30 protein-coding genes and 2 tRNA genes are annotated in these 26,123 nt (G+C 54.2%); 14 read left to right on the top strand and 18 right to left on the bottom strand.

All coding sequences use genetic code 11. The features are described 5' to 3' along the window. The first annotated feature begins 3 nt into the window (after nt 1-3). Genes APU02_RS07540 through ydhT form a run of 4 tightly spaced genes read left to right on the top strand, consistent with a single transcriptional unit; the run spans nt 4 to nt 2,964 of the window. The gene (locus tag APU02_RS07540) at nt 4-651 is read left to right on the top strand and encodes a YdhW family putative oxidoreductase system protein (protein WP_060569688.1); all 648 of its coding nucleotides are present in this window, start codon (nt 4-6) and stop codon (nt 649-651) included. 49 nt (nt 652-700) lie between these two features. Continuing rightward, nucleotides 701-1,369, top strand: coding sequence for a 4Fe-4S dicluster domain-containing protein (locus APU02_RS07545; RefSeq protein WP_072014927.1), 669 nt, complete (start codon nt 701-703; stop codon nt 1,367-1,369). Next, nucleotides 1,366-2,151 carry a thiosulfate reductase cytochrome B subunit gene (gene phsC, locus APU02_RS07550; protein ID WP_060569689.1) on the top strand — a complete coding sequence of 262 codons (786 nt, stop codon included), beginning with the start codon at nt 1,366-1,368 and terminating at the stop codon, nt 2,149-2,151. Before APU02_RS07545 ends, phsC begins: the two co-directional genes overlap by 4 nt. A gap of 3 nt (nt 2,152-2,154) precedes the next feature. Next, nucleotides 2,155-2,964: a protein YdhT gene (gene ydhT, locus APU02_RS07555; protein WP_060569690.1), complete on the top strand. Its 810-nt coding sequence runs from the start codon at nt 2,155-2,157 to the stop codon at nt 2,962-2,964. A gap of 123 nt (nt 2,965-3,087) precedes the next feature. Here ydhT and APU02_RS26125 read toward each other — a convergent pair whose 3' ends face one another. Beyond that, the gene (locus tag APU02_RS26125) at nt 3,088-3,228 is read right to left on the bottom strand and encodes a hypothetical protein (protein ID WP_120714875.1); all 141 of its coding nucleotides are present in this window, start codon (nt 3,226-3,228) and stop codon (nt 3,088-3,090) included. A gap of 83 nt (nt 3,229-3,311) precedes the next feature. Next, nucleotides 3,312-3,467 carry a hypothetical protein gene (locus APU02_RS26565; protein WP_157845135.1) on the bottom strand — a complete coding sequence of 52 codons (156 nt, stop codon included), beginning with the start codon at nt 3,465-3,467 and terminating at the stop codon, nt 3,312-3,314. A 44-nt stretch (nt 3,468-3,511) separates the two neighbouring features. Between APU02_RS26565 and APU02_RS07560 the strand changes: the two genes are divergently transcribed. Together APU02_RS07560 and APU02_RS07565 are read left to right on the top strand one after the other, a co-directional pair. Next, nucleotides 3,512-4,303: an MBL fold metallo-hydrolase gene (locus APU02_RS07560; RefSeq protein WP_042282742.1), complete on the top strand. Its 792-nt coding sequence runs from the start codon at nt 3,512-3,514 to the stop codon at nt 4,301-4,303. 47 nt (nt 4,304-4,350) lie between these two features. Then, nucleotides 4,351-5,979: an alpha-amylase family protein gene (locus tag APU02_RS07565; RefSeq protein ID WP_060569691.1), complete on the top strand. Its 1,629-nt coding sequence runs from the start codon at nt 4,351-4,353 to the stop codon at nt 5,977-5,979. Here the strand turns inward: APU02_RS07565 and APU02_RS07570 are convergent. The 4 genes from APU02_RS07570 to APU02_RS07585 all read right to left on the bottom strand — a co-directional run bounded on the left by APU02_RS07570 (nt 5,976) and on the right by APU02_RS07585 (nt 9,633). Next, nucleotides 5,976-6,965 carry an SDR family oxidoreductase gene (locus APU02_RS07570; RefSeq protein WP_042282747.1) on the bottom strand — a complete coding sequence of 330 codons (990 nt, stop codon included), beginning with the start codon at nt 6,963-6,965 and terminating at the stop codon, nt 5,976-5,978. The two genes, APU02_RS07565 and APU02_RS07570, sit on opposite strands and share 4 nt — an antisense overlap. Before the next feature lie 160 nt (nt 6,966-7,125). Continuing rightward, nucleotides 7,126-7,431, bottom strand: a complete 306-nt coding sequence (locus APU02_RS07575; protein ID WP_060569692.1) for a monooxygenase — start codon at nt 7,429-7,431, stop codon at nt 7,126-7,128. A gap of 32 nt (nt 7,432-7,463) precedes the next feature. After that, entirely contained in the window at nt 7,464-8,582 is a 1,119-nt protein-coding gene (locus APU02_RS07580; RefSeq protein ID WP_060569693.1) for a mechanosensitive ion channel family protein, read from the bottom strand. Nucleotides 8,583-8,748: 166 nt separating this feature from the next. Then, nucleotides 8,749-9,633, bottom strand: coding sequence for a LysR substrate-binding domain-containing protein (locus tag APU02_RS07585; RefSeq protein ID WP_060569694.1), 885 nt, complete (start codon nt 9,631-9,633; stop codon nt 8,749-8,751). Between the two features lie 107 nt (nt 9,634-9,740). Between APU02_RS07585 and APU02_RS07590 the strand changes: the two genes are divergently transcribed. Both APU02_RS07590 and APU02_RS07595 read left to right on the top strand, forming a co-directional pair. Then, nucleotides 9,741-10,484 carry a sulfite exporter TauE/SafE family protein gene (locus tag APU02_RS07590; protein ID WP_060569802.1) on the top strand — a complete coding sequence of 248 codons (744 nt, stop codon included), beginning with the start codon at nt 9,741-9,743 and terminating at the stop codon, nt 10,482-10,484. Between the two features lie 228 nt (nt 10,485-10,712). Continuing rightward, the gene (locus tag APU02_RS07595) at nt 10,713-11,183 is read left to right on the top strand and encodes an Hsp20 family protein (protein ID WP_082636794.1); all 471 of its coding nucleotides are present in this window, start codon (nt 10,713-10,715) and stop codon (nt 11,181-11,183) included. Between the two features lie 157 nt (nt 11,184-11,340). On the opposite strand, the gene APU02_RS07600 is transcribed toward APU02_RS07595, so the two are convergent. From APU02_RS07600 to mdtK, 3 genes are all read right to left on the bottom strand, one after another. After that, nucleotides 11,341-11,417 (bottom strand) — tRNA-Val (locus tag APU02_RS07600). Nucleotides 11,418-11,431: 14 nt separating this feature from the next. Further along, a tRNA-Val gene (locus tag APU02_RS07605) sits at nt 11,432-11,508 on the bottom strand. 151 nt (nt 11,509-11,659) lie between these two features. Further along, nucleotides 11,660-13,033, bottom strand: a complete 1,374-nt coding sequence (gene mdtK, locus APU02_RS07610) for an MdtK family multidrug efflux MATE transporter (protein ID WP_042282755.1) — start codon at nt 13,031-13,033, stop codon at nt 11,660-11,662. Nucleotides 13,034-13,249: 216 nt separating this feature from the next. Here mdtK and APU02_RS07615 point away from each other — a divergent pair, with 216 nt between their 5' ends. Continuing rightward, nucleotides 13,250-13,891 carry a riboflavin synthase gene (locus APU02_RS07615; RefSeq protein ID WP_042284678.1) on the top strand — a complete coding sequence of 214 codons (642 nt, stop codon included), beginning with the start codon at nt 13,250-13,252 and terminating at the stop codon, nt 13,889-13,891. Between the two features lie 37 nt (nt 13,892-13,928). On the opposite strand, the gene cfa is transcribed toward APU02_RS07615, so the two are convergent. Both cfa and punC read right to left on the bottom strand, forming a co-directional pair. Next, nucleotides 13,929-15,077, bottom strand: a complete 1,149-nt coding sequence (gene cfa / locus APU02_RS07620; protein ID WP_060569696.1) for a cyclopropane fatty acyl phospholipid synthase — start codon at nt 15,075-15,077, stop codon at nt 13,929-13,931. Between the two features lie 290 nt (nt 15,078-15,367). Further along, complete coding sequence (punC, locus tag APU02_RS07625) at nt 15,368-16,573, bottom strand: purine nucleoside transporter PunC (protein ID WP_060569803.1); 1,206 nt, start codon at nt 16,571-16,573, stop codon at nt 15,368-15,370. Nucleotides 16,574-16,696: 123 nt separating this feature from the next. On the opposite strand from punC, the gene punR reads away from it, so the two are divergent. Then, nucleotides 16,697-17,629, top strand: coding sequence for a DNA-binding transcriptional activator PunR (gene punR, locus APU02_RS07630; protein ID WP_042282759.1), 933 nt, complete (start codon nt 16,697-16,699; stop codon nt 17,627-17,629). On the opposite strand, the gene purR is transcribed toward punR, so the two are convergent. Beyond that, on the bottom strand, nt 17,626-18,651 hold the full coding sequence (purR, locus tag APU02_RS07635) for an HTH-type transcriptional repressor PurR (RefSeq protein WP_042282761.1): 1,026 nt from the start codon (nt 18,649-18,651) through the stop codon (nt 17,626-17,628). The genes punR and purR overlap by 4 nt on opposite strands. Nucleotides 18,652-18,945: 294 nt before the next feature. Between purR and APU02_RS26130 the strand changes: the two genes are divergently transcribed. After that, nucleotides 18,946-19,035 carry a YnhF family membrane protein gene (locus APU02_RS26130; protein WP_086512609.1) on the top strand — a complete coding sequence of 30 codons (90 nt, stop codon included), beginning with the start codon at nt 18,946-18,948 and terminating at the stop codon, nt 19,033-19,035. A gap of 168 nt (nt 19,036-19,203) precedes the next feature. Beyond that, complete coding sequence (locus tag APU02_RS07640) at nt 19,204-20,370, top strand: MFS transporter (RefSeq protein WP_042282763.1); 1,167 nt, start codon at nt 19,204-19,206, stop codon at nt 20,368-20,370. Between the two features lie 54 nt (nt 20,371-20,424). On the opposite strand, the gene sodB is transcribed toward APU02_RS07640, so the two are convergent. Then, entirely contained in the window at nt 20,425-21,006 is a 582-nt protein-coding gene (gene sodB / locus APU02_RS07645; protein ID WP_060569697.1) for a superoxide dismutase [Fe], read from the bottom strand. Nucleotides 21,007-21,131: 125 nt separating this feature from the next. After that, complete coding sequence (locus APU02_RS07650; protein WP_060569698.1) at nt 21,132-21,962, bottom strand: C40 family peptidase; 831 nt, start codon at nt 21,960-21,962, stop codon at nt 21,132-21,134. A 334-nt stretch (nt 21,963-22,296) separates the two neighbouring features. On the opposite strand from APU02_RS07650, the gene grxD reads away from it, so the two are divergent. Then, complete coding sequence (grxD, locus tag APU02_RS07655; protein WP_042282768.1) at nt 22,297-22,644, top strand: monothiol glutaredoxin 4; 348 nt, start codon at nt 22,297-22,299, stop codon at nt 22,642-22,644. A 106-nt stretch (nt 22,645-22,750) separates the two neighbouring features. On the opposite strand, the gene rnt is transcribed toward grxD, so the two are convergent. The 4 genes from rnt to APU02_RS07675 all read right to left on the bottom strand — a co-directional run bounded on the left by rnt (nt 22,751) and on the right by APU02_RS07675 (nt 25,758). Further along, nucleotides 22,751-23,395 (bottom strand): ribonuclease T, encoded by a 645-nt coding sequence (rnt, locus tag APU02_RS07660; protein ID WP_042282769.1) that lies wholly within the window; start codon nt 23,393-23,395, stop codon nt 22,751-22,753. Between the two features lie 102 nt (nt 23,396-23,497). Next, the gene (gene gloA / locus APU02_RS07665) at nt 23,498-23,905 is read right to left on the bottom strand and encodes a lactoylglutathione lyase (protein WP_042282771.1); all 408 of its coding nucleotides are present in this window, start codon (nt 23,903-23,905) and stop codon (nt 23,498-23,500) included. A gap of 97 nt (nt 23,906-24,002) precedes the next feature. Further along, nucleotides 24,003-25,100 carry an alkene reductase gene (locus tag APU02_RS07670; RefSeq protein ID WP_042282773.1) on the bottom strand — a complete coding sequence of 366 codons (1,098 nt, stop codon included), beginning with the start codon at nt 25,098-25,100 and terminating at the stop codon, nt 24,003-24,005. 58 nt (nt 25,101-25,158) lie between these two features. Next, nucleotides 25,159-25,758, bottom strand: a complete 600-nt coding sequence (locus tag APU02_RS07675) for a TetR/AcrR family transcriptional regulator (RefSeq protein WP_060569699.1) — start codon at nt 25,756-25,758, stop codon at nt 25,159-25,161. Nucleotides 25,759-25,860: 102 nt separating this feature from the next. On the opposite strand from APU02_RS07675, the gene APU02_RS07680 reads away from it, so the two are divergent. After that, nucleotides 25,861-26,100, top strand: a complete 240-nt coding sequence (locus tag APU02_RS07680) for a DUF1289 domain-containing protein (RefSeq protein ID WP_060569700.1) — start codon at nt 25,861-25,863, stop codon at nt 26,098-26,100. The last annotated feature ends 23 nt before the right edge of the window (nt 26,101-26,123 follow it).

Here is a 26,123-nt window from a genome sequence, read left to right on the forward strand (position 1 = left end):
CTTATGAGCCATCTGGAGGAAGTCGGCGCGGAAGCGACGACGGACGTGGATCTCGAAAAACGGCAGTGGCTGCAGGCGCTACGTTTGCATGACGCGGATAGTGCGCCTGTTGAACCGGCAAGCCCCGCAGAGATAATGGCTGATTTTATTCGCCAGCATACGGCGGCAGGACAGCTTGTGGCGCGCGCACTGTTTCTACAGCCGCCGTATTCGGTGGAAGAAGCCGAGCTTGCGCCATTATTGGCCGCTCTCGTTGAGGGGGAGGTGGGTGCGGATATCGCGTGTGTGCACGGCGCCCAGGAGGTTTATTTCTACTCAACGGGCAGCATGAGCGCCAACTATGCCGACATGTGTGTGCAGGTGCTGGAAAAGGATCTTTGTCGGGCAATCGCTCAGGCGGTGCGTTTTGAATGTCAGACGTATCCGCGCCCGTACAAGGTCGCTATGCTGGAACAGTCGCCTTACCACTTCGAGTCTGCGCAGATCGCCGCCGCGCTGGCGGCGATCGAAACACATCCCGACTATGCCGATATTCGCCCGGTGACGTCATCCAACGGCGTTCCGTATCTCTTTAGCGAGCGCTATATGCGTTATGGCAAAGCCTATGGGTTGTGCGAATGGCTGGAAGTTGAACGGTTTCAGAATCCCTGAATTCATGGATAGCGTGGCGAGGGCGACCACCGCATTAGAGGATAACAAGATGTCCTTCACTCGACGAAAATTTGTGCTTGGCATGGGGACGGTCATTTTTTTCAGCGGACCGGGCCAGTCGCTGCTGGCGAATACGACACAAGGCGGAACGGCGCGCTATGTCATGATCCACGACGAAACGCGCTGCAACGGTTGTAACATTTGCGCCCGCGCCTGTCGCAAAACCAATCATGTTCCTGCGCAGGGAAGCCGCTTATCAATCGCGCACATCCCTGTCACCGAGGATGAAAACGAAACCCTGTATCATTTTTTCCGCCAGTCTTGTCAGCACTGCGACGAGGCGCCGTGCATTGACGTCTGCCCAACCGGCGCGTCCTGGCGTGATGAGCAGGGGATTGTTCGCGTAAATGCGTCACGCTGTATTGGTTGCAGCTATTGTATTGGCGCCTGTCCCTACCAGGTGCGCTATCTGAATCCTCACACCAAAGTGGCGGATAAATGCGATTTTTGCGCAGAGTCGCGACTGGCGAAAGGGTTCCCGCCCATCTGCGTCTCGTCTTGTCCGGAACATGCACTGCTCTTTGGACGCGAAGATAGCCCTGAAATCCAGCGCTGGCTGCAGGACAATAAATATTATCAGTATCAGCTTCCTGGCGCAGGCGAGCCTCATCTTTATCGTCGGTTCGGTCAACATTTGATTAAGAAGGAAAATGTATGAACGCGTCGCAGAGTGCCGAACAATTTCACGCCCAACTGGCGAGCTACGTGCCGCTGTTTTCCCCGGAGTACTGGCCAGTCTGGCTGGTTATAGCGGGCGTGTTGCTGGTAGTGATGTGGCTGGTGCTGGGGCTGCACGCCTGGCTTCGTTTTCGCGCCGTTCGCAAGGTCGCGGCCGCGCATGGCGAGAAAGTTTATTTGTATTCAAAAGCGGTGCGCTTGTGGCACTGGTCTAACGCGTTATTGTTTATCCTTTTGCTTGCCAGTGGGCTCATTAACCACTTTTCGCTGGTCAGTCCGTTGGTGACTAAAAGCGTGTTGGCGGTACATGAAATCTGTGGATTTATGCTACTGGCATGCTGGGTGGGCTTTGTGTTGATTAACGCCCTGGGCGGCAATGGTCATCATTATCTCATTCAGCCGCATGGCTGGTTGGCGAGAGCGAAGAAACAAACCCGTTTTTATCTGTACGGCATTTTACAAGGAGATGCGCACCCGTTTCCGGCTACGCCACGGTCGAAGTTTAACCCGTTACAGCAGGCTGCCTATGTCGGGGTGATGTACGGCTTGCTGCCGCTGCTGTTACTGAGCGGTCTTCTTTCGCTGTATCCACAGGCCACAGGGGATGTCCTTCCCGGCGTACGCTATTGGCTGCTTCAGGCGCATTTCGCGCTGGCCATCGTTAGCCTGTTTTTTATCTTTGGACATCTGTATCTGTGCACCACGGGACGAACGCCCGGGGAGACATTCCGTTGCATGGTCGATGGCTATCACCGGCATTAACCGATGATTGTGACGCGAGAGGATTTACGCAACTGGCGGGTTGGAAAAGTGATGTACCGCTGGTTCCTGCGGCGTTTTCCGGAAGGCGGCAGTTATGCTGACGTACATCGTGCGTTAAGCCGTGACGGGTATATCGACTGGGCAAACAGCCTGGTGGAGTACGCCTGGTCACGCTGGATAGACGAAGAAAACTTTGTCCGGCAGGATATTTTCGCCATGTCCTCACCGATGCTGCCTGACATCGTAACGAGTGGTCGGCAGATTGCCAACGCCGCGGATAACGCCCGTCTGGGATGCGCGGACGATAACATGAAAATCGCCAGTGTGGGTTACGCGGCGCAGATCGCCAGTGCGGGCGACTGTGTGCGGCTTGGCAGCATGGGCTATAACAGTCATATCAGCAGTTCGGGCGATCGCGCCAGAATCGCAGCCGCGGGAAACTCCACGCGAATTAGCAGCGCAGGTAACGGCACGCGTATCGCCAGTAGCGGGATGCGCGTTCGGGTTAGCGCGGTGGGAGAGAGAAGCCATATTGCCAGCAATGGCGATCTCACGCAGATCGTCAGCTTCGGCGCCAGCGCCAGAATTGCCAACAGCGGCGACAATGTACACATTATCTGCAACGGCGACAACGCCGTGATAGCCAGTACAGGCATGGTCGACGCCATCGTGCTTGGGCCAGGCGGGTGTGCGGCGTTGGCTTATCATGACGGTGAGCGAATGCGTTTTGCGGTGGCCGTGGAAGGTGAAAAAGGAATTCGGGCAGGGGTGAAATACCGTCTCGACGATACGCATCAGTTTGTCGAGTGCTGAGTCACTCCTCACAGATATGCTGATGCAGCAGGATGTTGGTCGGATAGCACGTTACGCTGCTATCCGACGCAACCGTGTTACTTTCGGGCGTTTTCCGACCCTGATATTACGTCGTTTTTTATGTCAGATTTTGCACGCATCGCCGCAGTCATCATCGGCGATCACCGATTCTGCTTTTTTGTCCGCATCTTCCAGACGTTCCGCGTTGCGCGTTTGTGCTTCATCCAGTCCGTCAAACACCAGATTGTCGAGATCAATTTCCATTACTCACCTGCATGATTTCATTTTTGAGGTGCGACCAGTATAGGACAAGAATGCCGGGGGTTGCATGTGCAAAATCTGCGATGTTATCGATCGAAGAAATAGAGACGGCGGCGAACGCGGCCTGCCGGGGACGAGACGGTTTTCGCCATCGCCGCACCGATTTCCGGGTAAGCGGTAATGCCGCCACGGTGTAAAGTGCAGACGTAACGATACCGGACGATTGCTATTCCTTCGCGCATCCTCTGCCATACTTACTTTTGTTCAAACCGGAACGGGAGTGAAGATGATTATACTGTGTAAAGCCTGCGGCACATCGTATGACGACAGCCAGCGTAACGTAGCGCGCTGTCCTGTTTGTGATGATGAACGGCAGTATGTGCCGGTATCAGGGCAGGAGTGGACGGATTTTGACGCGCTGGTGTCCAGCCACGCCAACAAATGGCGTCAGGTCACACCGTCGCTTTTTACCCTCAAAACGGTTCCCTCATTTGCGATAAACCAGCGGGCGTTTCTGCTCAGAACGCCCGCGGGGAATATCCTTTGGGATTGTATCGCCAATCTCGATCCGGCGACCCGGACGTTGATTGCCGCCCTGGGCGGTCTGCGCGCCATCGCCATTTCGCATCCGCATTACTACACCACCATGCAGGACTGGGCGGCAGAGTTTAACGCCCCGGTTTATCTTCATGCCGACGATCGGCGTTGGATCATGCGCGACAGCCCGTTTATACAGCGATGGGAAGGCGACACTCTCGACGTGCTGCCGTCCGTGACGCTGCTGCGGCTCGGCGGCCATTTTGCAGGCGGCACCGTCCTGCACTGGCGGGAGGGCGCCGGAACGATCCTTGCAGGCGATATTCTTCAGGTCACACCCGGCGCGAACGCCGTCTCCTTTATGTGGAGCTACCCCAACATGCTGCCGCTGTCCGCAGCTTGTGTCGCGGCGATTGCCCGGCGACTGCAAGATGTTTCATTTGAACAGCTGTACGGCGCGTTTGAAGGTCAGGACATTACGGCTCATGCGCATGAGATTGTGCTGCGCTCGGCGGAGAAATATCTCTCCTGTCTGCAATAACACCAGACGTTTTTGCAACATTGCCAGCACGCGTTGGGAGCGAGCTTATGAAGAAAAAACAGAAGTGGTACAGCCAGGCGGTGATCTATCAAGTCGATACTTCACTCTTTTATGATGCGAATGGCGATGGCTTCGGCGATATTGCCGGGATCGCTGAAAAGCTGCATTACATCCGCAGTCTTGGCGCGACAGCCATCTGGATCACGCCGTTTTACCTTACGCCGTTTCGCGATGAAGGCTACGATATCGCAGACCATCTGCAACCGGATCCTCGTTTTGGGGTGATTGCTGATGTGATTGAGTTTATCGAACAGGCCCGGGCGCTGGGCCTGCATGTGATCATCGAACTGGTGATTCAGCATACCTCTTCTGAACACATGTGGTTTCAGGAGGCCAGACGCAGTCCCGATTCGTTCTATCGGGACTTTTACTTGTGGGCCGATACCCCCCCGGAAAAAGACGATCCGCCCATGTTTCCAGGGGTGGAGGAATCCGTCTGGCGCTGGGATGAACAGGCTCAACAATTCTACCGGCATATGTTCTATCGTCATGAGCCCGATCTCAATCTCACCTCAAAGGCGGTTATCCACGAAATCGAAAATATCGTGCGCTTCTGGCTGAAGATTGGCGTGTCTGGTTTTCGCCTCGACGCGGCCTCTCACTTAACCAAACAGGCCGGAGGCGGTAACGACAAAAAGGGGTACTGGATCCTTGAGCAGTTGCGCGGGCTGATAGAAAGCGTGAATCCGGAAGCGATCCTGCTGGGCGAAGTTGATGTTGCCCCGCAGGAGTATCGCAACTACTTCGGCAAAAACGATCGGCTGCATATTGCGCTGAACTTTTGGGTGAATAAATATTTTTATGTCAGCCTGGCGGAGAAAAAAGCACTGCCGCTTGCCGGGGCGCTCAGTAAGATGATTGTGCCACCGGATGGCTGCTGCTTTGCAAACTGGCTGCGAAATCACGATGAGCTGGATCTCGAGGGGATCGGCGAGGTAAATAAGCAAAAGGTGCTGGACGCGTTTGCCCCTGACGAGGATATGTATGTTTACCAGCGAGGGTTACGCAGACGGCTGGCGCCGATGCTGTCAGGGAATATCGAACGGCTGGCGTTTTGTCACGCGGTGCTGTTGTCGCTGCCTGGTGTACCGGTGATTCGCTACGGTGATGAAATCGGAATGGGTGACGATCTTAGCCTGAAAGAGCGCTATTCGGTCAGAACGCCGATGCAGTGGTCGGCAGATAAAAATGGCGGATTTTCCACTGCGGATACGTCGCGCTTATTCAGACAACCGATTTCGTCCGGCCCGTGGCGCTATAAAAAAGTCAACGTAGAGCGGTCGCAGCTAAGCCGCCATTCTTTGTTGCACCGGGTGCGTCATATGGTGAATATTCGGGCGGAACTGCATGAAATTTGTCAGGCGCCGTGGAAGATTATTCCGCTCAAACAGGAGGCCGTGTTCGCCATTCTTTACCATGGCGAGCAGCGTGATGTTCTGGCGCTGGCCAATTTCAGTGAAAAGCCGGTTAAGGCAGCGCTAAAAAACATTGCGGACGGCTACTGGGAAGCCTGCCTGGCAGACAAGGGGTATGACGATACGCTTCGGGGCGGGAAGGCCGTGCCGCTCCTCCTGAACGGCTACGGCTACCGCTGGTTTTCCCGTCGGCGCGATTAGCGTTTTTTACGCCGCGCTATCAGCCCGATCACCAGCGCAAGGGTGGTCAGCGCGGCGCCTGCGGCGAGCTTACCGGGGAAGTCAGATGACAGGGTGAACGCGCGTGTTTTTGCGCCTTCGCTGAATTCACCGTGAGTGGGATGATTACCCCGTCGGGGCGTGTAGAGAATGTCCGCACTGTCATGGGGACTGGGATCATCGGTAAGCTGGCCTTCCCAGGCTTTCTTTACCATCAGCCGGTCGAGCCAGCGGGGAAAGAAAAACTGGCCGACGATTGACTGTACGGTACTTTTCCCAACCCACAGTTCGCGAACCGGACGTTTCACCACGCTAAATACCGCTTCTGCGGCGACTTCGGGCTGGTACACCGGTGGCACAGGTTGCATCGCGGCGTCCATTTTGTTGCGCGACCAGCCAAACTGCGGGGTATTCATTCCCGGCATTTGTACCATCGTGATATGCACCTTGCTGTGCTCATGCATCAGTTCGGTGCGTACGGCGTCAGTAAAGCCGCGGATGGCCGCTTTGGCGCCACAGTAAGCAGACTGAAGGGGAATCGAGCGGTAGGCTAACGCGGAACCGACCTGGATGATAATGCCTCTGTCTCGCGGCGCCATCATCGCCAGCGCCGCGCGGGTACCATTAACGAAGCCCAGATAGGTCACTTCGGTGACGCGCTGAAACTCTGCGGGGGTGATTTCCCGAAACGGTGACAGTACCGTTGTCATGGCGCTGTTAACCCACACATCAATGGCGCCCAGCCGACTTTCAATCATTTCCGCTGCGTCGTGAGTGGCATTGGCTTTGGAGACATCGACGCTAATACCCAGCGTTTTCACGCCATATTTTTCGCACTCCTCACAGGTTTCCTGAAGACCTTCGTCATCTCTGGCTATCACCGCAACGTCATATCCAGCCTGTGCGAAACGCACAGAGATTGCTTTTCCTGCTCCGGCGCTACCTCCGGTAATAACCACAACAGACATACACACCTCTCATCCGCAAAACGCGCCAGTGGCGACAGACATGACTTAACATGTAGTGCCTGGTTGGCTGTCTGTCTATCTGATGCGAGGTTTAAAGGACGGAAAGGAAAATGCACAGGAAAGAGAAGAAAGGGGGCATAGCCCCCTCTTGATGCGTCATTTACGCCACGTAGCTGTGGTTTAACTGGCTTAGCGGCACGTTAACATCAAAGACTTTGGCGATGACTTCATTGACACCAAGATTCTTTAAACGCGCGCTATGCTTTTCCAGATACGCGAGGGCGGTCTCTTCGCTTTCAAAAAGGTAGATGCCGCCAGCCTCTTTATTTTGTTCACTTTCAGTCCATACTTTCCAGATAAAGCCGGGTTCCTGGTTAATGGATTCGGCCAGTCCGCGCAGTTGTTCCGTCATTTCCTGCCCGAACGGGCCGTTAAACGCAAAGTGAAGCTGTAATAATTTGGCCATCGTACTCTCCTTTTGAAAAGACCATCATAACGCTATTTCTCAGCCTGCAAATGCTCAACGTGAAGAGGATTGTCCGAGCCTGCGACCTGTACCGGCGATCGTACCACCAGACTTGGCAACGCCAGCTCCACCTCTAGCTCATTCAGCGCTTCAATAATACGAATATTAATCTCCTGCTGTATATCCATATATTTGTTGTAGTCGGCTGTGTTTACAATATGCACGACTTCAAAGGTCAGGCGATCCTGATTAAAGGCGAGAAAATGCGCGCGGTCGAATTTCGTTTCGCCGACATCTTCAATGATTTTTTTAACCGTATCGCCAATCAGGCGCAGCTTTTCAGGCGGCGTGGAGGTGGCGACGCCAAAGGTAAAAACAATGCGGCGCGTTTGCATGCGCTTGTAGTTATGAATGGTTTGCTGCAGCAGTTGCGCGTTGGCGCAAACAATCTGCTCGCCGCTGAGGCTGCGGATACGCGTTGTTTTCAGACCAATATGCTCAATTGTCCCTGCGACGTCATTGAACACCACGAAGTCGCCAATCTCGAAAGGCTTATCAAAACCAATCGATAGCGAGGCGAAGACGTCGCTGAGAACGGTCTGCACCGCCAGCGCGATGGCGATACCGCCAACCCCGAGACTTGCTACCAGCGCGGTAATATCCACCCCAGCGTTTGCCAGAATCGACAGCAGCATCATGGACCAGACAACCACGCGCAGAATCATCCCAAGAATAACCAGGGTGACCGGATTTTTATGCGTACCGGGCGCGTGTAGCAGATGGCGCATCCACGACTGTACCCCCTGATCCAGCCAGATGGCGATTTGAATGGCAATCACGAGAAACCATGCGTGGCTCAGGCTTGCAAACAGCCGATCGGGGAGGGTGACGAAGCGCAAACTGAACAGGAATGCGGCAAAGAAAATCAGCAATTTGCTGGTTCGCTTTAACATGTCAAACACGATCACCCGTAATCCCGGATGCTTAATCTCCTTGTGATCGCGACGCTCAATGGTTCTGTAAATGAAATTCAGCAGCCAGTTGATGAGCCAGTAGGTGATTAAGGTGACAACGAAAACGATGCCAAGATTGATCCAGAATGTCGCTGACATTAGTACAGTAACGACGTTAAGCCGTGCCAGATACTCCATCTTACCTCCCATAACAAAACGTTAACGGTAAAGTATAGACAGCATAGACCGGGTGGCACGGATCCCCGGGCAATTCGCCTGTTAACAGAATTTACTGAAAGATGGTAAGCCTGCTGAACACCGCCCGCGGGGGAAGCAGGACGCGGCGGCTGTTATGAAACTGCCGTTAGTGCTGTCTCAGACAGTCGAATAAGGATCGTATGGCGGGGCTAAAGACGACGTCGTTTCGGTAGCACAGACACAGCCTGCGCAACGCCCAGCCATCACGTAGCGCAACGATCGCAAAAGGATAGCGGCTCTGATAACGCGCGGCGATGACGGCGGGAAGAATCGCCACGCCGGTGCCGTGTGCCACCATCTCGCATAATCCCTCATAGTGATTCAACCGAATGCGGATATTAAGCGCCAGGCCAGCATGTGCTGCGTTTTGTTCAATATGGCGTTGCAGGGCACGAGTGGAATAAAGCGCCACCATTGGCGCCGCAATAATATCCACGAAAAAAAGCGCCTCCTTACCCGCAAGCGGATGCGTTAGCGGGACGATCAGCACGAGCGGATCCTCCGCGACGGGCTCCCGTTTGAGCATGCCGGCGGCCACGGCGTCTGAAACAATGCCGACATCTGCCTCACCTGACAGTAAGCTGCTGACAATATCGGTGCTGGCGCGTTCTTCGGTTTCGATATGTATCCCCGGATGGGAGGCCAGCCAGGCGGCGAGTTTACCCGGCAGAAATGTGGTCAGCGCTGAGCTGTTAGCATAAAGCCGAAGCGTCTCCTGATGACCCGCGGCAAGGGCGACCATTTCCTCGCGCAACCGCCGATGTTGCTCAAGGATGATGCGGGCATGGCGTTCCACTGCCTCTCCTGCTGTCGTTAATGAGATCCCGCGCGGATGACGCAGCAACAAGGGCATTCCAGAGTCTCCTTCCATTTTTCGGAGTCGTTCGCTGGCGGACGCCAGTGCCAGGTTGGCTGCAGAGGCTCCGCCGGTGATGCTGCCAGCATCCACGATACAGATAAACAATTGCAGGTCGGCCAGATCAAAACGCATTTATTTCCGCCTTCGGTTTTTCCGTAGTTGCCGAGGAAAATACCGCATTGTGGCGGCTCCGGCCAGATGTTCCAATGCCGCTCTGTTCAACAATGTGGGCCAGCAAGATGAATGAACCCCTTTATTTGTATTGTTTCCTGATATTTATTGCCGCAGGCTGGGTCAAAGGTGTGACTGGCATGGGGTTGCCGACGGTGGCGATGGGTCTGCTAGGTACGGTTATGCCGCTGGCTGAAGCGGCGGCGCTTCTGGTTATCCCTTCGCTGGTGACGAATCTCTGGCAATTGTTTTCGGGGCCTACCTTACAAGAGGTATTCCGGCGTCTCTGGCTGATGATGATGTTTATCGTCATCGGCACGGTTGTGGGGTCGTTTCTGCTGGTAAGTATCCCGGCGCTGTGGGCAGGCGTTGGCCTGGGCGTCGCGCTTATCATTTACGCCAGCTATGCGCTATGCCGTCCTGAAATGCATGTCTCAGCGCGGTTAGAACGTCGGTTGTCGCCTGTCATGGGACTGGTCACTGGCTTTGTCACCGGCGCCACCGGTGTCTTTGTCATGCCCGCCGTGCCATGGCTTCAGTCGCTGCGTTTCGGGCGTGATGAGTTGGTTCAGGCGTTGGGCCTCTCGTTTACCGTCTCGACGATTGCGCTAGCTGCAGGACTGTATCTGCATGATGCTTTTCATGTCAGGCAACTGTCCCTGTCGGGGATGGCGATTATCCCCGCTCTCCTTGGGATGTGGCTGGGACAAAAAATTCGGGCACGGATCGGCCTGCGGCTGTTCAGGCTATGTTTCTTGCTGTTTCTGACAGTGCTGGGGCTGGAGATGATCTCACGTCCGTTACTTGCGTGATCCGCCAAAACGGATATTCCAGTAAATCTGACGGTTTATTCGACGGAGAGTCTGCTTTTCAGCGAAGTGGCGAGTAAGAAACCGGTAGCGTGATGGAGATCGCAAAATTCCGCTTTGACGTATTGAAAATCGACGCTACGGACATATATGAAAAACGGGTGAGGGTAAACAACACCTGCCCGTAAGACATGAACTTTTTGAATATTTTCTTTACTGTTCAGGAGGTACATGATGACGCTCAGAACGTTTCCCGTATTACACGATCTCTCCGACTCTCTGTTTGCGGACCGCTTTAACCGCATCGATCGCCTTTTCAGCCAACTAACCGGCAGCACGCCGTTGCCCTCCACGCCTTCGTACAATATCCGGCGGCTGGAGGATAACCGCTATGAGCTCACCCTCAGCGTGCCGGGCTGGAAAGAGAGCGAGCTGGAAATTGAAACCGTCGGCGGTCAGCTGAATATCAGCGGTAAACGTGAGGAGGAGAAAACAGAACGCGGCGAAGAAGGATGGATCCACCGGGGGATCAGCCGCAGCGACTTCCGCGCCAGCTACAGTCTGCCGGAGCATGTCAACGTCACCGGCGCGTCGCTGGAAAACGGTTTGCTGACAATCGCGTTGCTACAGGATATACCGGAAGAGGAGAAACCTCAGCGTATTGCCATAAACGCGAACCCGGTGCTTGAACATAAGCCGTAATCGTTAACTGACGTTGTTTTACGCCCGGCGCATGTCGGGCGTTTTTCATCAATGCGGTCTGATGCTAACGCGACACGGAAGCGTGAGGAGAAAAACAGAGTGAGCGTAAAGAAAGAAAAAGAGAGAAAGTAACGGGAATAACAGAGAGATAGCTGAATGGTGCGTCCGAGTGGACTCGAACCACCGACCCCCACCATGTCAAGGTGGTGCTCTAACCAACTGAGCTACGGACGCACTGTACAGAAAGATGGTGCGTTCAATTGGACTCGAACCAACGACCCCCACCATGTCAAGGTGGTGCTCTAACCAACTGAGCTATGAACGCAACGTTGTAGGTGACAACGGGGACGAATATTAGCGGCAGAGATGGAATGAGGCAAGAGGGAAAGGGTTATTTTCTTTCGGTTTTCGCTCGATTGCGGAGGAAGTGCGCAAAGTGACGAGAGAATAGCCGCCAGAAGGCGGCTATTGCAGATTTAACGCGCAGCGCGCTGAAGAATAACCGTCGAGGGCTGACGCTGCAGGAAGCGCATACGCAACATCATCATAATGGCGGCTGACGTCAGACCGATAATAAAGCCCATCCAGAATCCCGCAGGACCCATACGGTCCACCACCAGATCGGTCAGCGCAAGGATGTAACCGCTGGGTAGACCCAGAACCCAGTAAGCGACAAACGTGATATAAAAAATCGAACGCGTGTCTTTGTAACCACGCAGGATGCCGCTGCCGATCACCTGAATAGAGTCAGAAATCTGGTAGATTGCCGCCAGCAGCATCAGTTGGGCAGCCAGTGTCACCACCTCAGGATTATCGTTATACAGCAGGGCGATCTGCTCACGCAGCGATACGGTGAAAATGGCGGTGATGCAGGCCATGCAAACGCCCACACCGATCCCGGTACGCGCTGCGGTTTGCGCATCCAGTGTCGAACCTTGCCCCAGACGATAGCCCACACGAATGGTAACCGCTGCCGCAAGCGACATCGGTAGCACGAACATCAGCGAACTGAAGTTGAGCGCAATCTGATGGCCTGCCACGTCGACAATGCCCAGGGGGGACACCAGCAGCGCCACGACCGCAAACAACGTCACTTCGAAAAATAAGGCCAACGCGATGGGCAATCCCAGTTGTACCAGGCGTTTCATCACTACGCCATCGGGTTTACTGAAGCGTTCGGCGTTCCGAATGTCACGCATGGAGCGAGCGTGTTTAACCCACGAAATCATGGCGACAAACATCACCCAATAAACGGCCGCTGTCGCCACGCCACAACCGACGCCGCCCAGTTCGGGCATCCCGAAATGGCCATAAATAAACACATAGTTCACCGGAATGTTGACCAGCAGGCCGATAAAACCCATCACCATCCCCGGTTTGGTTTTTGCCAGACCTTCGCACTGGTTACGCGCCACCTGAAAGAACAGATACCCCGGTGCGCCCCACAGCAGCGCGCGGAGATAGCCGACGGCTTTATCCGCCAGCGCAGGATCGATGTTATGCATGGCGCGGATAATGTATCCGGCGTTCCACAGCACAATCATAATGGCAACCGAGACAAAGCCTGCCAGCCAGAAACCCTGACGGACCTGATGGGCGATGCGCTCGCGTCGGCCTGAGCCGTTAAGCTGCGCGATAACCGGCGTTAGCGCCAGCAGCAGTCCATGGCCAAATAAAATGGCCGGCAACCAGATGGAGGTACCAATCGCCACTGCCGCCATGTCGGTAGCGCTGTAGCCTCCCGCCATGACGGTATCCACAAAACCCATTGCGGTTTGGGCGATTTGCGCAAGAATCACCGGTATTGCCAGAGCCAATAACTGACGCGCTTCGCTAATATACTTCTGCACGTGAACACCTATATTTTGTTGTTATAAGAGAGACTAAAAAAGTCGCCAGCAAGGGCAGCAAGAAGAAGATGCGGGGAAATTTCAGTCTATTGTAGCGAGGAATGGATATTTCTCCAGTGAAAAAACAGGCGCGGGGGGCGCTTCGCTGGCAACCTGATTTTCCAACTGCTATTGTGGCAGGCAGAAATGGTTGAACTGAATTTGGGAGTTGCAGTTATGTTTACGGGTATTGTGCAAGGCACCGCCAGAGTGGTGTCTGTTGATGAAAAACCAAACTTTCGCACCCATGTCGTGGAATTACCTGAATACATGCTGGACGGGCTGGAGACGGGCGCGTCGGTCGCGCATAACGGCTGTTGTCTGACCGTGACCGACATTAACGGCAGCCACATCAGTTTTGATCTGATGAAAGAGACGTTGCGTATTACCAATCTTGGCGAGCTGAAAGCGGGGGATCGGGTAAACGTTGAACGTGCGGCGAAATTCAGCGATGAAATTGGCGGTCATTTGATGTCGGGTCATATCATGACCACGGCAGAGGTTTCTAAGATTTTGACCTCAGAAAATAATCGCCAGATTTGGTTTAAAGTTCAGGATCCGACCTTAATGAAATATATCCTCTACAAAGGATTTATTGGCATTGACGGGATCAGTCTGACGGTAGGCGAAGTGACCGCGACGCGCTTTTGCGTTCACCTGATTCCGGAAACGATTGAGCGCACAACGCTTGGCAAGAAAAAGTTGGGCGCGCGGGTGAATATCGAAATTGACCCGCAAACCCAGGCGGTGGTTGATACGGTAGAACGGGTACTGGCGGCGCGGGAAGCGGCGACAGTCCGGTCGACAAGCGAAGCGTAACCCGTAAAGCCCCTGTATCAGAACAGGGGCTTGGTACTTAACGGGCCACCCGCAAACCGTTTTCTACGCCGCGTGAGAACACGACCTGCCACAGCTGAATATCCCGCGCGCGGAACGCGCCCGCACAGGCATTCAGATAATAGCTGAACATCCGTTTGAAGCGCTCGCTGTAGTTATCGGCAATATCAGGCCATGCCGCGAGGAATCGCTCATACCATGCCATGAGGGTTGTGTCATAGTCCGCGCCAAAGTTATGCCAGTCTTCCATCACAAAGCGCGACTCACTGGCGTTCGCGATCTGGCGAACCGAAGGCAGACAACCGTTCGGGAAAATATACTTATTGATCCACGGGTCGACGTTATTGTCGGTTTTTTTCGAACCGATGGTATGCAGCAGAAAAATGCCGTCCGGTTTTAAATTCCGATCCACCACCTCGAAATAGGTGTTGTAATTTTTCGGGCCGACGTGTTCAAACATCCCAACCGAGACAATGCGGTCAAACTGATCGCGTAAATCACGATAGTCCTCAAGCAGGATGGTGACATCGAGTCCGGTACAGCGCGCCTGCGCCATTTTTTGCTGCTCAGCGGAAATCGTCACGCCGACCACGCTGACGCCGAAGTGGGTCGCCATATATTGCGCCAGACCGCCCCAACCGCAGCCGATATCCAGCACGCGCATGCCGGGACGTAATTGCAGCTTTTCACAAATCAGTTGGAGTTTGGCTTGTTGCGCCGCCTCAAGCGTTCCGGCCTCTTTCCAGTATCCGCAGGAATATTGCATATACGGATCGAGCATTCGACTAAACAGATCATTACCCAGATCGTAGTGCTCTTTGCCGACAATCCAGGCGCGTTTTTTGCTTTGTAAATTAAACAGGCGAGCGCCAGCGATGCGGAGAGTATCTTTGAAATGATGGGGGAGTTGATTTTCCAGTCCGGCGCGAAGGACTTTGCTAAAAAACATGTCCAGACGATCGCATTCCCACCAGCCATCCATATAGCTTTCGCCCAAACCGAGCGAGCCCTGCTGTAATACGCGTTTAAAAAAACGGGGGTTATTGACGCGGATATCAGCGGGGGCTGGACCGTTGATGGCTATGCCTGCGCGGCTTAATAATTCGTTGGTGATACGGTACCAGTCGTCATCCGGTACGTTAACTTCTTCTATACACGATGAACTCATAGCTTCTCCATCACTGGTCGGTGATCAGAACCTTAAAACAGCGTAGACGCTTTTTGGCTTTGTGAGAAATCTCACGGAAATATTCCGCGAGTCTATAATCCGACGTAGAACAGAGGAAGGGAGAAACCCTTGCCGAAAAGGCCATCCATGGTGAAGCGGGAACGCTCCGGTTCCCGTTAACACATAATTATTATCGTATTTTTAACAACCGAAATTTAGTATAGGCCTCAAAAACCGATGATACAACCAAAAATTGTTAGCTTCCTAACGAATCAAATATATTAGCGTTATCAATGGGATTCGCCGTGGGCCATCTCCGTATTGTCCTGCTGACGTTCCACAATACCCGCCTGCGCCTGCATTTTGTAACCCAATGCCGCCAGCACAACGGTGGCCAGCATAACGCTGGTGGTGGTGAGAAGTGGGGTGCTGATTAACCACGAAACCACCAGACTTGCCAGGAAGCATAATCCCAACTGAAGCGTATTCTGCAATGCCGCAGCGCGCCCCGTCGCCTGGGGAAACGGACGTAACGCCTGGGCCACGACTATCGGGTAGATCGCGCCGTTCGCAATCGCCATGACGCAGAATGGGATCAGCACTTCCGTCAGCGAGACGTGATTCAGAAAACCCACGCCCCAGGTGGCGACAACGCTTAGCGCGTAGAGGACCAGCAGCCAGGGAAGAAGCTGCTGCCCCTGCCATTTTTGCAGCGCTGCGCGACACCCATAACCGCCAACCAGAAAGGCGATGGTCTGCGGCACATAGCTCAGGCCAATGACCGCCGGACTATAGCCCATTTCGCTCAGGATAAACGGCGAACCGGTGAGCCAGGCAAAGAAGCTGGCAGAGCAGGCCGCGTAGATCAGCACATTGCCACGATAAGCCCGGGTACGCAGCAGCGTCGCGAACGTCAGCTTATCCTGGCCATCCTTACGGGCGTTTTGAGTCGGTTTCAGACGCAGAGCGGGCAGCATCAACACCAGGGTAATCGCGAACAGGGTGGCGAAAATCGCCTGCCAGGAAAAATGGGTCAGGATCCAACTACCTAGCAAGGGCGCCAGCGCAGGGGAAAGGCCCACTAACGGCATTATGGTCGCAAAAATGCGGTTAATTTTCTGCGAAGGATAATAGTCCGTTACCAGCGCCTGCCAGATCACCGTTGCGGCGCAGACGCCTACCGCCTGCACAAAGCGTAAAACCAGCAGTGCGGCGGCGCTTTCTACCCACAGCATCCCCAGGCTGCCGAGGGCAAAAATGGCTAAACCTGACAGCAGGATCGGTTTGCGTCCATAGCGGTCTGAAAGCGGTCCCCACAGCAGTTGCGCGACGGCAAAACCTGCTAAAAACAGGCTGAGGCTGGCGCTGACCGCCGACGCGGGCGTTTGCAGGCCGGATTGAATGGCGGCGAAAGCGGGGAGATACATGTCGGTGGCCAGAAAGCCCAGTACGCTCAGTCCCGCCAGCCAGACTAAAAACCCTTTTCCAGGTTGCATCGCTGCTTGCATAGTTGTTCTCTTATTTTAATGAATAATCTTCGCGCAGAGTGTAGGGAGTGTCTTTCTCCTTGTGAAACGGTAATATTTGGTTATTGCATTCAAAAATTTTGCAGGCAGATTATGTGGTCAGAATATGCGCTGGAAGTCGTCGACGCCGTTGCGCGTAACGGCAGCTTCAGTTCAGCGGCTCAGGAATTGCACCGGGTGCCTTCTGCGGTCAGCTACACGGTACGGCAACTGGAAGAGTGGTTGGCGGTCCCACTGTTTGAACGCCGCCACCGTGACGTGGTGCTGACGCCCGCCGGGGCCTGGTTTTTAAAAGAAGGGCGTTCTGTTATCAAAAAAATGCAGGACACCCGGCAACAGTGTCAGCAAATCGCCAATGGCTGGCGCGGGCAGTTGCCTGTTGCGGTGGATAATATCGTGCGTCCGGAACGGACCCGCCAGATGGTCGTCGACTTTTACCGTCATTTTGATGATGTAGAGCTGCTGGTTTTTCAGGAAGTTTTCAACGGCGTCTGGGACGCGTTGTCCGATGGTCGGGTGGAGTTGGCCATTGGCGCGACGCGCGCTATTCCGGTGGGCGGTCGCTATGCCTTTCGCGATATGGGAATGTTGAGCTGGAGTTGCGTGGTGGCGCGTTCCCATCCGCTGGCGAGCATAATGGGGCCGTTGAGCGACGACACGCTGCGAAACTGGCCGTCGCTGGTGCTGGAGGATACCTCCCGAAACCTGCCCAAACGCGTCACATGGTTACTGGATAATCAACGCCGTATGGTCGTGCCGGACTGGGACTCTTCCGCAACCTGTATCAGTGCTGGATTGTGTATTGGCATGGTGCCGACGCATTTTGCCAAACCTCGTCTTAACACGGGGCAGTGGGTTGCGCTGGAGCTGGAAAATCCTTTCCCGGATGCCGCCTGCTGTCTTACCTGGCAACAAAACGATACCTCGCCGGCGCTGGCGTGGCTGCTGGAGTATCTGGGAGACAGTGAAACACTGAACAGAGAGTGGCTGCGGGAGCCTGATGAGACTCCCGCAGGCGCGACTTAACGGCGGTAGTCGCGGAACGGGCCGTCCGCAACAGAGCGACGTTCAATCAGTCGCGGGTGGACTTCGATCGACTGGGATTCCTCGCGCTTATTGACGATACGGTCTAACAGCATATTAAACGCCGTTTCACCCAGAGAATCCTTCGGCTGATGAATAGTGGTTAACGCTGGCGTAAAGAAGCGCGCGTTTCGCACGTTGTCATAACCGATCAGCGAGACATCCTGCGGGACGCGCAGACCCATTTCATCGGCAGCACAGAGCGCGCCCATCGCCATGATGTCGCCGCCGCAGAATACCGCTGTCGGACGGTGTGACTGCGACAGGATTTGCTGCATTGCGCGGTAGCCGGACTCCGGCTCAAAATCGCCCTGCACAATCCAGTTTTCCGGCACGTTGATCAGCGCTTCTTCCATCGCTTTCATAAAGCCAGCCAGACGGCCTGCGCCGGTGTTCCGCTCCAACGGACCGGGAATCACGCCGATTTCACGATGTCCGCGCTCCACCAGGTATCGGCCTGCCATATAGCCGCCTTCAAAGGCGTTATCGATCACCGTGTCCGTGAAATCGGCTTTGGCTTCGCCCCAGTCCATCACTACCATGGGAATATGACGGTATTCTTCGAGCATAGAAAGCAGAGGTTCCGGATATTCAGAACACATGACCAACAGGCCATCCACGCGTTTTTGCGCCATCATTGACAGATAGGCGCGCTGTTTTTCCAGGTTATTCCACGCGTTGCCGAGGATGAGGGTATAACCCTTCTGGAAACAGTTTTTTTCAACGGCTTCTATAATTTCGGCAAAGTAGGCGGCTTCGCTGCTGGTCGCCAACAGGCCGATGGACTTGGTATGGTTGACCTTCAGGCTTCGGGCGACGGCGCTGGGGGAATAGTGCAATTCTTTGATTGCCGCCCACACCGCGTTACGCGTTTCTTCTGCAACAAAACGCGTTTTGTTAATAACGTGTGATACGGTTGTAGTGGAAACGTTTGCTCGTTTCGCTACATCTTTAATTGTTGCCATTACATCTCACTCCAGACCCAACCTGAACAGTAAAATACGCTAAGTAAACGTTTGCCTTTACACACCCTGATCGCAACATCAGGGTTGCGGCACGCCGGGAAAACGACACGGAACGTCAGGAAGGGGTCAATGGCCGGTACGCTAAACAAGTAAGCGTCGAATTTTGGCTGATCTTAACGAAAAGGGGAAGTGTTAAAAACAGATATCACCCTAAATCGTGGGAGATTTTTGCTTTCAAGTGTGTAAAAATGCGCTATATCACTTTTTGTGTGGGAATAAAAAGGAGAAAAGTTGATGAGCACCGATCTGAAATTTTCATTAGTGACCACGTTTATTGTTCTGGCTCTGATCGTGGCAGGTGGTTTAACCGCAGCACTGCACTGATTTACCGCTGAGGGAGTGTCGCTCCCTCACATTCCCTTCGCCAATTGTTATCAAAAATGCAAAAGTCTTTTGTAAATTTGTTAACTTCTCTTTTTTTGTGATTGATGTCATGCTTTTGGCTTTTCTTGTCCACCGCGTTTAAGCGCGAACAGGCGGAGTCATTACCGTATGAAAATAAATTACCCTTTACTGGCGTTGGCCATAGGCGCGTTCGGGATCGGCACCACTGAATTTTCTCCCATGGGATTATTGCCGGTCATCGCTCGCGGCGTTGATGTGACGATTCCCGCCGCAGGAATGCTGATCAGCGCTTATGCCATTGGGGTGATGGTCGGCGCGCCGTTAATGACGCTACTGCTTTCACATCGCGGACGTCGCAATGCGCTGATCTTTCTGATGGCCATTTTCACCGTGGGCAATGTGCTTTCCGCTATCTCTCCTGATTACACCACCCTGATGCTCTCTCGCGTTCTGACCAGTCTGAACCACGGCGCCTTTTTTGGGCTGGGCTCCGTCGTGGCGGCAAGCGTGGTGCCAAAGCATAAGCAGGCCAGCGCGGTGGCAACAATGTTTATGGGACTGACAATCGCCAACATCGGCGGTGTTCCGGCTGCCACCTGGCTCGGTGAAACTATCGGCTGGCGAATGTCGTTTATGGCGACCGCCGGGCTGGGCGTTATCGCGATGGCGAGCTTGTTCTTCTCCTTGCCGAAGGGGAGCGCTGGAACGCGTCCGGAGGTAAAAAAGGAGCTGGCGGTGCTGATGCGTCCGCAGGTGTTGACGGCGTTATTAACCACTGTTCTGGGGGCTGGGGCGATGTTTACGCTGTATACCTACATCGCGCCCGTATTGCACAGCATTACGCATGCCTCGCCAGCGTTTGTCACCGGTATGCTGGTGCTGATTGGCGTTGGGTTTTCCATCGGTAATTATTTTGGCGGAAAACTGGCTGACCGTTCGGTGAATGGCACCCTGAAAGGTTTTCTGTTGCTTCTGATGGTGATTATGCTGGCGATCCCCTTTCTGGCGCAAAATGCGCTGGGGGCAGCGATCGCTATGGTGGTCTGGGGAGCGGCGACCTTCGCGGTGGTGCCTCCACTGCAAATGCGGGTGATGCGTGTGGCGCACGAGGCGCCGGGCCTTTCTTCGTCAGTGAATATTGGCGCTTTCAACCTGGGTAATGCGCTGGGCGCTGCCGCGGGCGGGGCGGTCATTTCCGGCGGTCTGGGCTACGCTTTTGTTCCGGTTATGGGGGCGATCGTGGCGGGGCTGGCGCTACTGCTGGTGTTTATTTCCGCCAGAAAACAGCCGCAGACAGAGTGCGTCGCCAGCTAAGACGGCAAACTCTTTAATGCCCGACGCACGAATGTGCTGTCGGGCATTTTTCAGTTATGCGGCAAAGTTTTTCGCCACAAACGCCCAGTTAACCAGCGCCCAGAAGTTTTCCAGATAACCCGGACGCGCGTTACGATAGTCAATGTAATAGGCGTGTTCCCATACGTCGACGGTCATTAACGGCGTGGCGTCTGTGGTGAGCGGCGTCCCCGCGTTAGACGTGGACACGATAGCCAGCTTGCCGTCTTTGTCTTTAACCAGCCAGGTCCAGCCGGAGCCGAAGTTCTTGATCGCGGCATCGGTAAACTGGGCCCTGAAGTCGGCGAAGCTGCCAAACGCGGCGGCGATAGCGTCAGCCAGTTCACCCGTGGGTTCCCCACCGGCATTCGGCGCCAGGCAATTCCAGTAGAAGGTGTGGTTCCAGACCTGAGCGGCGTTGTTAAACACGCCCCCCTCAGAGCTCCGCACAATCTCTTCCAGCGATTTGCCTTCAAATGCGGTGCCTTTGATCAGGTTATTCAGGTTTGTCACATAGGTCTGATGGTGTTTGCCATAGTGGTATTCCAGCGTTTCAGCGGAAATATGCGGCGCAAGCGCATCTTTGGCATACGGTAATGCAGGTAATTCGAACGACATTGCTTCTCTCCTTATTATTAATATTGATTCGCACAATAACCTTATTGTACGTAAGGATAGGGTAGCAAATTGAAAGGTGTGGCAAAAGAAGAACTTACCCTGTTGTGTAACAACAGGGTAAAGTTTTAGCGAATGGTTTTCGGCGTCATCACCCGGCGGGCGCCGACATAATGGCGCTGCCAGTAGTCTTCGCTGAGAGAGGTGATTTGGATTTCCTGACCGCTGCGTGGCGACTGAATAAATTTGCCGTTACCGACGTAGACGCCAACGTGATCGGCTGTGCCGCGACCCTGGGTACGGAAGAACACCAGATCGCCATTTTTCAGCTCACCCCGTTCGATCGGCGCCGCATCACGCAGGTGATACATCTCGTTTGCCGTGCGGGGTATGCGGAATTTAACCAAATCCTTATAGGCGTAATAGACCAGACCGCTACAGTCGAAGCCAGTACGCGGCGATGTACCGCCCCAGCGGTAGGGTTTACCAATCTGGCTCATCAGTTTATTCATTGCTGTACTGGTGGCTTTTTGGACTTTTAACTTATGCGCGTCCGCAAGGGTGCTGGCCGCTGCGCTTTTCACCTTCACGCAGTGTGGCTTGCGGCCTTTTCGTGGCGTGCATTTTTCCGTCCAGCTCACGACGGCTGTCTTCGAAACGCCAGATTTTGTGCGGCGACTGGTCGTTCGGGAGGTTTTGCTGGAGGGGGTTACACGTTTTTTGCTGGCCGATGCCGTTTTCACTGCGTTTTTAGCGGTTGTTTTTTTTGCGGTGCGTTGGGAATTTTTCGTGGTCTTTTTCGCTGTTGCGGTGTTTTTTTTCTTGTCTGCGGTTTTCTTGCTGTGAGAAATGTCAGACGTTGTCCTGGCCTGCCGGGAAGCCTGGGCCACGGACATAAAGGAAATCGTTGTAAACAGTAAAGCACAGAGCGTGATGGAGAGTCGGTTAATCCGCGCCACTGAGCATTCCTCGGTTAAGGCAGGCGCAATCATGCCTGCATGTGATTTACAAAACCTGATGATTCTAATCTATAGAATTGAAGAAAGTTAATAGCTTTTATTGTTAAAAAAAGTGTTCCGCGCATAAGTGCCAAAAAAAGCAGCAACCAAAGGTAAATTTGCTTATTCAATAGACAATTGGGTGAAAAGGGCGGCCTGAACAGTGATTTGCAATGCAACTTAAGGCTTCAGACGATAAAATAGTAAAGCGTAATGAAAATGTTATTTTCCGATGTCGGCCTGAGCCGTTACAATGTCAGACGACTGCCGTAAAAGAAGTTAAGGAAGCAAGACAATGAGCACCACTATCGAAAAAATTCAGCGCCAGATCGCTGAAAACCCAATCCTGCTGTATATGAAAGGTTCGCCAAAACTGCCAAGCTGCGGGTTCTCTGCCCAGGCTGTGCAGGCGCTTTCTGCCTGTGGTGAGCGTTTTGCTTATGTCGATATTTTGCAGAACCCGGATATCCGCGCCGAACTGCCGAAGTATGCTAACTGGCCAACCTTCCCGCAGTTGTGGGTTGATGGCGAACTGGTTGGCGGCTGCGACATCCTGATCGAAATGTATCAGCGTGGCGAATTGCAGCAACTGATCAAAGAGACCGCGGCGAAGTACAAGTCTGAAGAATCAGATACCGAGTAAGGTGACGCCTGCGGGATTGAGGTGACAGGCTGGAGAAGGCGCCAACGCGCGGTCATCCGGCACTCACTAAAAAAGCGACCGAAAGGTCGCTTTTTTACGTTCGGCGTTAAGCCTCGGGCATGGCCAGCGGCCAGCCGCCCAGACGTTTCCAGCGGTTGACGATTTCACAAAACAGCACTGCCGTACGTTCCGTGTCGTAAAGCGCCGAATGAGCCTGCGTGCCGTCAAACTCCATACCTGCCGCCAGACAGGCTTTCGACAGAACCGTTTGGCCTAGCGCCAGTCCGCTGAGGGCGGCAGTGTCGAAAGTGACAAACGGATGAAAAGGGTTGCGCTTTAGCGAGGCGCGCTCGGCCGCCGCCATCATAAAGCTGTGATCGAACGTAGCGTTATGTGCCACCATGATCGCGCGGTTACAGCCGCTGTCTTTAATTCCTTTCCGCACCATTTTAAAAATGGCGTGCAGGGCGTCATATTCACTCACCGCGCCACGCAGCGGGTTGCTGGGGTCGATGCCGTTAAACGCCAGCGCTTCGGGCTGCAAATTCGCGCCTTCGAACGGTTCGACATGGAAATGCAGCGTAGTGTCCGGCATCAGCCAGCCCTGTTCATCCATTTTCAACGTGATGGCGGCAATTTCAAGCAGCGCATCGGTTCTGGCATTAAACCCGGCCGTTTCAACATCAATGACGACAGGGTAAAAACCGCGAAAACGGTCGCACAGACCGGTAAGTTGAGCGTTATCGGACATCGGGGTCTCTTAAATACAGAAAAAATGCAGCGCGTAGTATGCCAAAAAAAGGCGCTCATTGCAGTAAAACTGCGGGCGCAGAGAAGCCGCGCCCGGAAGGGATTAATTACCCAGACCGCGACCGGCGTCTTTTTCTTCGATCAATTCGATTTTGTAACCGTCCGGATCTTCAACAAACGCAATCACGGTGGTGCCGCCTTTTACCGGACCCGCTTCGCGCGTGACATTACCGCCGTTCTGGCGAATCCGCTCGCAGGCTTCCGCTGCGTTATCAACGCTCAGCGCAATGTGACCATAGGCGGTCCCCAGTTCATAGCGATCGACACCCCAGTTATACGTCAGTTCGATCACCGCTTCGTCACTCTCTTCACCGTAGCCGACAAATGCCAGAGAATATTTGTACTCCGGGTTTTCGCTGGTACGCAGCAGTTTCATGCCTAAAACGTTAGTGTAAAAGTCGATAGAACGCTGCAAATCGCCGACGCGCAGCATGGTATGAAGTAAACGCATTGTTTATCCCCTTAAAAATGGTCAATACATTCAAAATGTTGTTTTAGTATAGCGGCGTTTTCGCGCCGCTATCAATGGAGGAATGCCGCAGGCGGGATCACAGCGTCGGGTAATCGGTATAACCTTCCGCGCCGCCACCGTAGAAACTCTCGCTGCGCTGCGGGTTTAGCTCGGCTTTACGTTGCAGTCGTGTGACCAGATCCGGGTTGGCAATGTAATCGCGACCGAACGCAACCGCGTCGATCAGGCCTTTTTCAATGAGGGTTTCCGCTTTTTCACGGGTGTATGCGCCAGCGCCAACGATGGGCCCCTGGAAACGCGCGCGTACTTTTTCGCGGAAGGCTTCAGTATAAGATGCGCCGCCTGCCCAGTCCGGCTCGGACATATGCAGATAAGCGATGCCACGTTTACCCAGTTCTTCGATCAGATACAGCGCATCTGCTTCTTCGTTGGGGCCATTGTCCACGTTCTGGAAGGTACCGATAGGGGAAATGCGAATACCAATACGGTCAGCGCCCCATTCCTGAATCCCCGCATCCACTACCTCAAGAACCAGACGCGCGCGATTTTCAACGCTGCCGCCGTACTGGTCGGTACGGTGGTTAGACGAAGGTGAAAGGAACTGATGCAGCAGATATCCGTGGGCGGAGTGCAACTCAACGAGATCGAAACCGGCTTCGCGGGCATTGGCGATGGCCTGGCGGAAATCATTCACGATACCCGGGATTTCATGGGTTTCCAGCGCGCGCGGCATGGAGGTGTCAACGCGGATCGCATTGCCGTTTTCGTCACGTAGAGAGGTGCGCGTCCCGGCGCTGAGCGCGGAAGCGGAAACCGGCGGCTGCCCTCCAGGTTGCAGGCTGGCATGGGAAATGCGCCCGGTGTGCCACAGCTGTACGGCAATATGCCCGTTTTCTGCATGAACGCCGGCAGTAATTTTTTTCCACGCGGCAATCTGCTCGTCGCTGTGCAGACCCGGCGCGCCCGCATAGCCTTTTGCCTGGGCGGAAATTTGCGTCGCTTCGCTGATGATGAGACCGGCGCTGGCGCGCTGGCGGTAATATTCTGCCATTAACGGAGTCGGGATGTCGCCAGGCTCAATGCTGCGCAGACGCGTCAGCGGGGCCATGAATACACGGTTAGCTGCGGTGATCGCACCCACCTTCAGTGGGGTAAACAGTTTTTCAGAGGACATAATGGCTCCAGTGATGAATAGACCGGTCGTCTAGTGATTGAGTAAATAAAAACGCCTGTTAACCCTCAGGCGTTGTGATGATACGTCGCACATGCGCCAGCGCGTTTTCGAGCGGCATGGCGCTGCGCGAAATCTTGGCCTGTAAATTCGCGCCCAACCAGAGCGCGTAAAGGATTTGCGCCTGCTGTAACGGCTCGCCGGTAAATGTCAGACAATGGCTTTCGCGACCCTTTTCCAGCGCATGGGCAAGAATGGCGATAATATTGCTCGCGCCTTTGTCCATCGCGGAACGCATGTCTTCAGACAGATCGCACACCTCAGCGGACAGTTTGACCGTCAGACAACCACTGATGGTCCCCTGCTGACGAAACTGGTTCAGCGTTTCCTGATAGTAAGCCAGAATGCGGTCACGGTAATTTCCGGCGCCCGTAGTAAAGTGCTCCGTCAATCGCTGATGATAAGCGGCAAAATGGCGCTCCAGCATCGCGACGCCAAAAGCTTCCTTGGAGCGAAAATAGTGGTAAAACGAGCCCTTTGGCACTTCGGCGGTCTTCAACAGTTCGCTAAGGCCCATCCCGGTAAATCCGCGCTGCATGAACAGACGCTCGCCGGTGGCCAGTAAGTGTTCGCGGGTATCGCATTCAGTATGCTTGTTCATAGGGCAGAGTGTAATAGACCAGTCGGTCTAATGCAAGCCGGGTTGCCAGATAGCAGGTTTCCGTCTTCAATAGTGTGTACAGGCGAAAGATGAGGAGGGGATGTGGCAGAGCAGTTAGAATTTTTTCCCGTCCAGAGTCCGTGTCGCGGCATCTGTCAGTCCGACGAGAGGGGATTTTGTCGCGGCTGTTTTCGCAGCCGTGACGAACGCTTCAACTGGCAGAAAATGAGTGACGCCCAGAAGCAGGACGTGCTGAGGCTGTGCCGCCAGCGCCTGCTGCGTAAATTGCGCGCAAACAAACCCGCAGAGCCTGAAGAACCGCAACAGTCTTCACTCTTTTAACCGACGAATTGTATATACTCGGA

It is taken from the genome of Citrobacter sp. 50677481, assembly GCF_001463265.1.
GTDB classification, from domain to species: Bacteria; Pseudomonadota; Gammaproteobacteria; order Enterobacterales; family Enterobacteriaceae; genus Citrobacter_A; species Citrobacter_A sedlakii.

Excerpts from the sequence above, each read along its gene's own strand:
- APU02_RS07540 (WP_060569688.1), top strand. The coding sequence starts at position 4 with ATGAGCCATCTGGAGGAAGTCGGCGCGGAAGCGACGACGGACGTGGAT.
- APU02_RS07545 (WP_072014927.1), top strand. The coding sequence starts at position 701 with ATGTCCTTCACTCGACGAAAATTTGTGCTTGGCATGGGGACGGTCATT.
- phsC (WP_060569689.1), top strand. The coding sequence starts at position 1,366 with ATGAACGCGTCGCAGAGTGCCGAACAATTTCACGCCCAACTGGCGAGC.
- ydhT (WP_060569690.1), top strand. The coding sequence starts at position 2,155 with ATGATTGTGACGCGAGAGGATTTACGCAACTGGCGGGTTGGAAAAGTG.
- APU02_RS26125 (WP_120714875.1), bottom strand. The coding sequence starts at position 3,228 with ATGGAAATTGATCTCGACAATCTGGTGTTTGACGGACTGGATGAAGCA.
- APU02_RS26565 (WP_157845135.1), bottom strand. The coding sequence starts at position 3,467 with ATGCGCGAAGGAATAGCAATCGTCCGGTATCGTTACGTCTGCACTTTA.
- APU02_RS07560 (WP_042282742.1), top strand. The coding sequence starts at position 3,512 with ATGATTATACTGTGTAAAGCCTGCGGCACATCGTATGACGACAGCCAG.
- APU02_RS07565 (WP_060569691.1), top strand. The coding sequence starts at position 4,351 with ATGAAGAAAAAACAGAAGTGGTACAGCCAGGCGGTGATCTATCAAGTC.
- APU02_RS07570 (WP_042282747.1), bottom strand. The coding sequence starts at position 6,965 with ATGTCTGTTGTGGTTATTACCGGAGGTAGCGCCGGAGCAGGAAAAGCA.
- APU02_RS07575 (WP_060569692.1), bottom strand. The coding sequence starts at position 7,431 with ATGGCCAAATTATTACAGCTTCACTTTGCGTTTAACGGCCCGTTCGGG.
- APU02_RS07580 (WP_060569693.1), bottom strand. The coding sequence starts at position 8,582 with ATGGAGTATCTGGCACGGCTTAACGTCGTTACTGTACTAATGTCAGCG.
- APU02_RS07585 (WP_060569694.1), bottom strand. The coding sequence starts at position 9,633 with ATGCGTTTTGATCTGGCCGACCTGCAATTGTTTATCTGTATCGTGGAT.
- APU02_RS07590 (WP_060569802.1), top strand. The coding sequence starts at position 9,741 with ATGAATGAACCCCTTTATTTGTATTGTTTCCTGATATTTATTGCCGCA.
- APU02_RS07595 (WP_082636794.1), top strand. The coding sequence starts at position 10,713 with ATGATGACGCTCAGAACGTTTCCCGTATTACACGATCTCTCCGACTCT.
- APU02_RS07615 (WP_042284678.1), top strand. The coding sequence starts at position 13,250 with ATGTTTACGGGTATTGTGCAAGGCACCGCCAGAGTGGTGTCTGTTGAT.
- cfa (WP_060569696.1), bottom strand. The coding sequence starts at position 15,077 with ATGAGTTCATCGTGTATAGAAGAAGTTAACGTACCGGATGACGACTGG.
- punC (WP_060569803.1), bottom strand. The coding sequence starts at position 16,573 with ATGCAACCTGGAAAAGGGTTTTTAGTCTGGCTGGCGGGACTGAGCGTA.
- punR (WP_042282759.1), top strand. The coding sequence starts at position 16,697 with ATGTGGTCAGAATATGCGCTGGAAGTCGTCGACGCCGTTGCGCGTAAC.
- purR (WP_042282761.1), bottom strand. The coding sequence starts at position 18,651 with ATGGCAACAATTAAAGATGTAGCGAAACGAGCAAACGTTTCCACTACA.
- APU02_RS26130 (WP_086512609.1), top strand. The coding sequence starts at position 18,946 with ATGAGCACCGATCTGAAATTTTCATTAGTGACCACGTTTATTGTTCTG.
- APU02_RS07640 (WP_042282763.1), top strand. The coding sequence starts at position 19,204 with ATGAAAATAAATTACCCTTTACTGGCGTTGGCCATAGGCGCGTTCGGG.
- sodB (WP_060569697.1), bottom strand. The coding sequence starts at position 21,006 with ATGTCGTTCGAATTACCTGCATTACCGTATGCCAAAGATGCGCTTGCG.
- grxD (WP_042282768.1), top strand. The coding sequence starts at position 22,297 with ATGAGCACCACTATCGAAAAAATTCAGCGCCAGATCGCTGAAAACCCA.
- rnt (WP_042282769.1), bottom strand. The coding sequence starts at position 23,395 with ATGTCCGATAACGCTCAACTTACCGGTCTGTGCGACCGTTTTCGCGGT.
- gloA (WP_042282771.1), bottom strand. The coding sequence starts at position 23,905 with ATGCGTTTACTTCATACCATGCTGCGCGTCGGCGATTTGCAGCGTTCT.
- APU02_RS07670 (WP_042282773.1), bottom strand. The coding sequence starts at position 25,100 with ATGTCCTCTGAAAAACTGTTTACCCCACTGAAGGTGGGTGCGATCACC.
- APU02_RS07675 (WP_060569699.1), bottom strand. The coding sequence starts at position 25,758 with ATGAACAAGCATACTGAATGCGATACCCGCGAACACTTACTGGCCACC.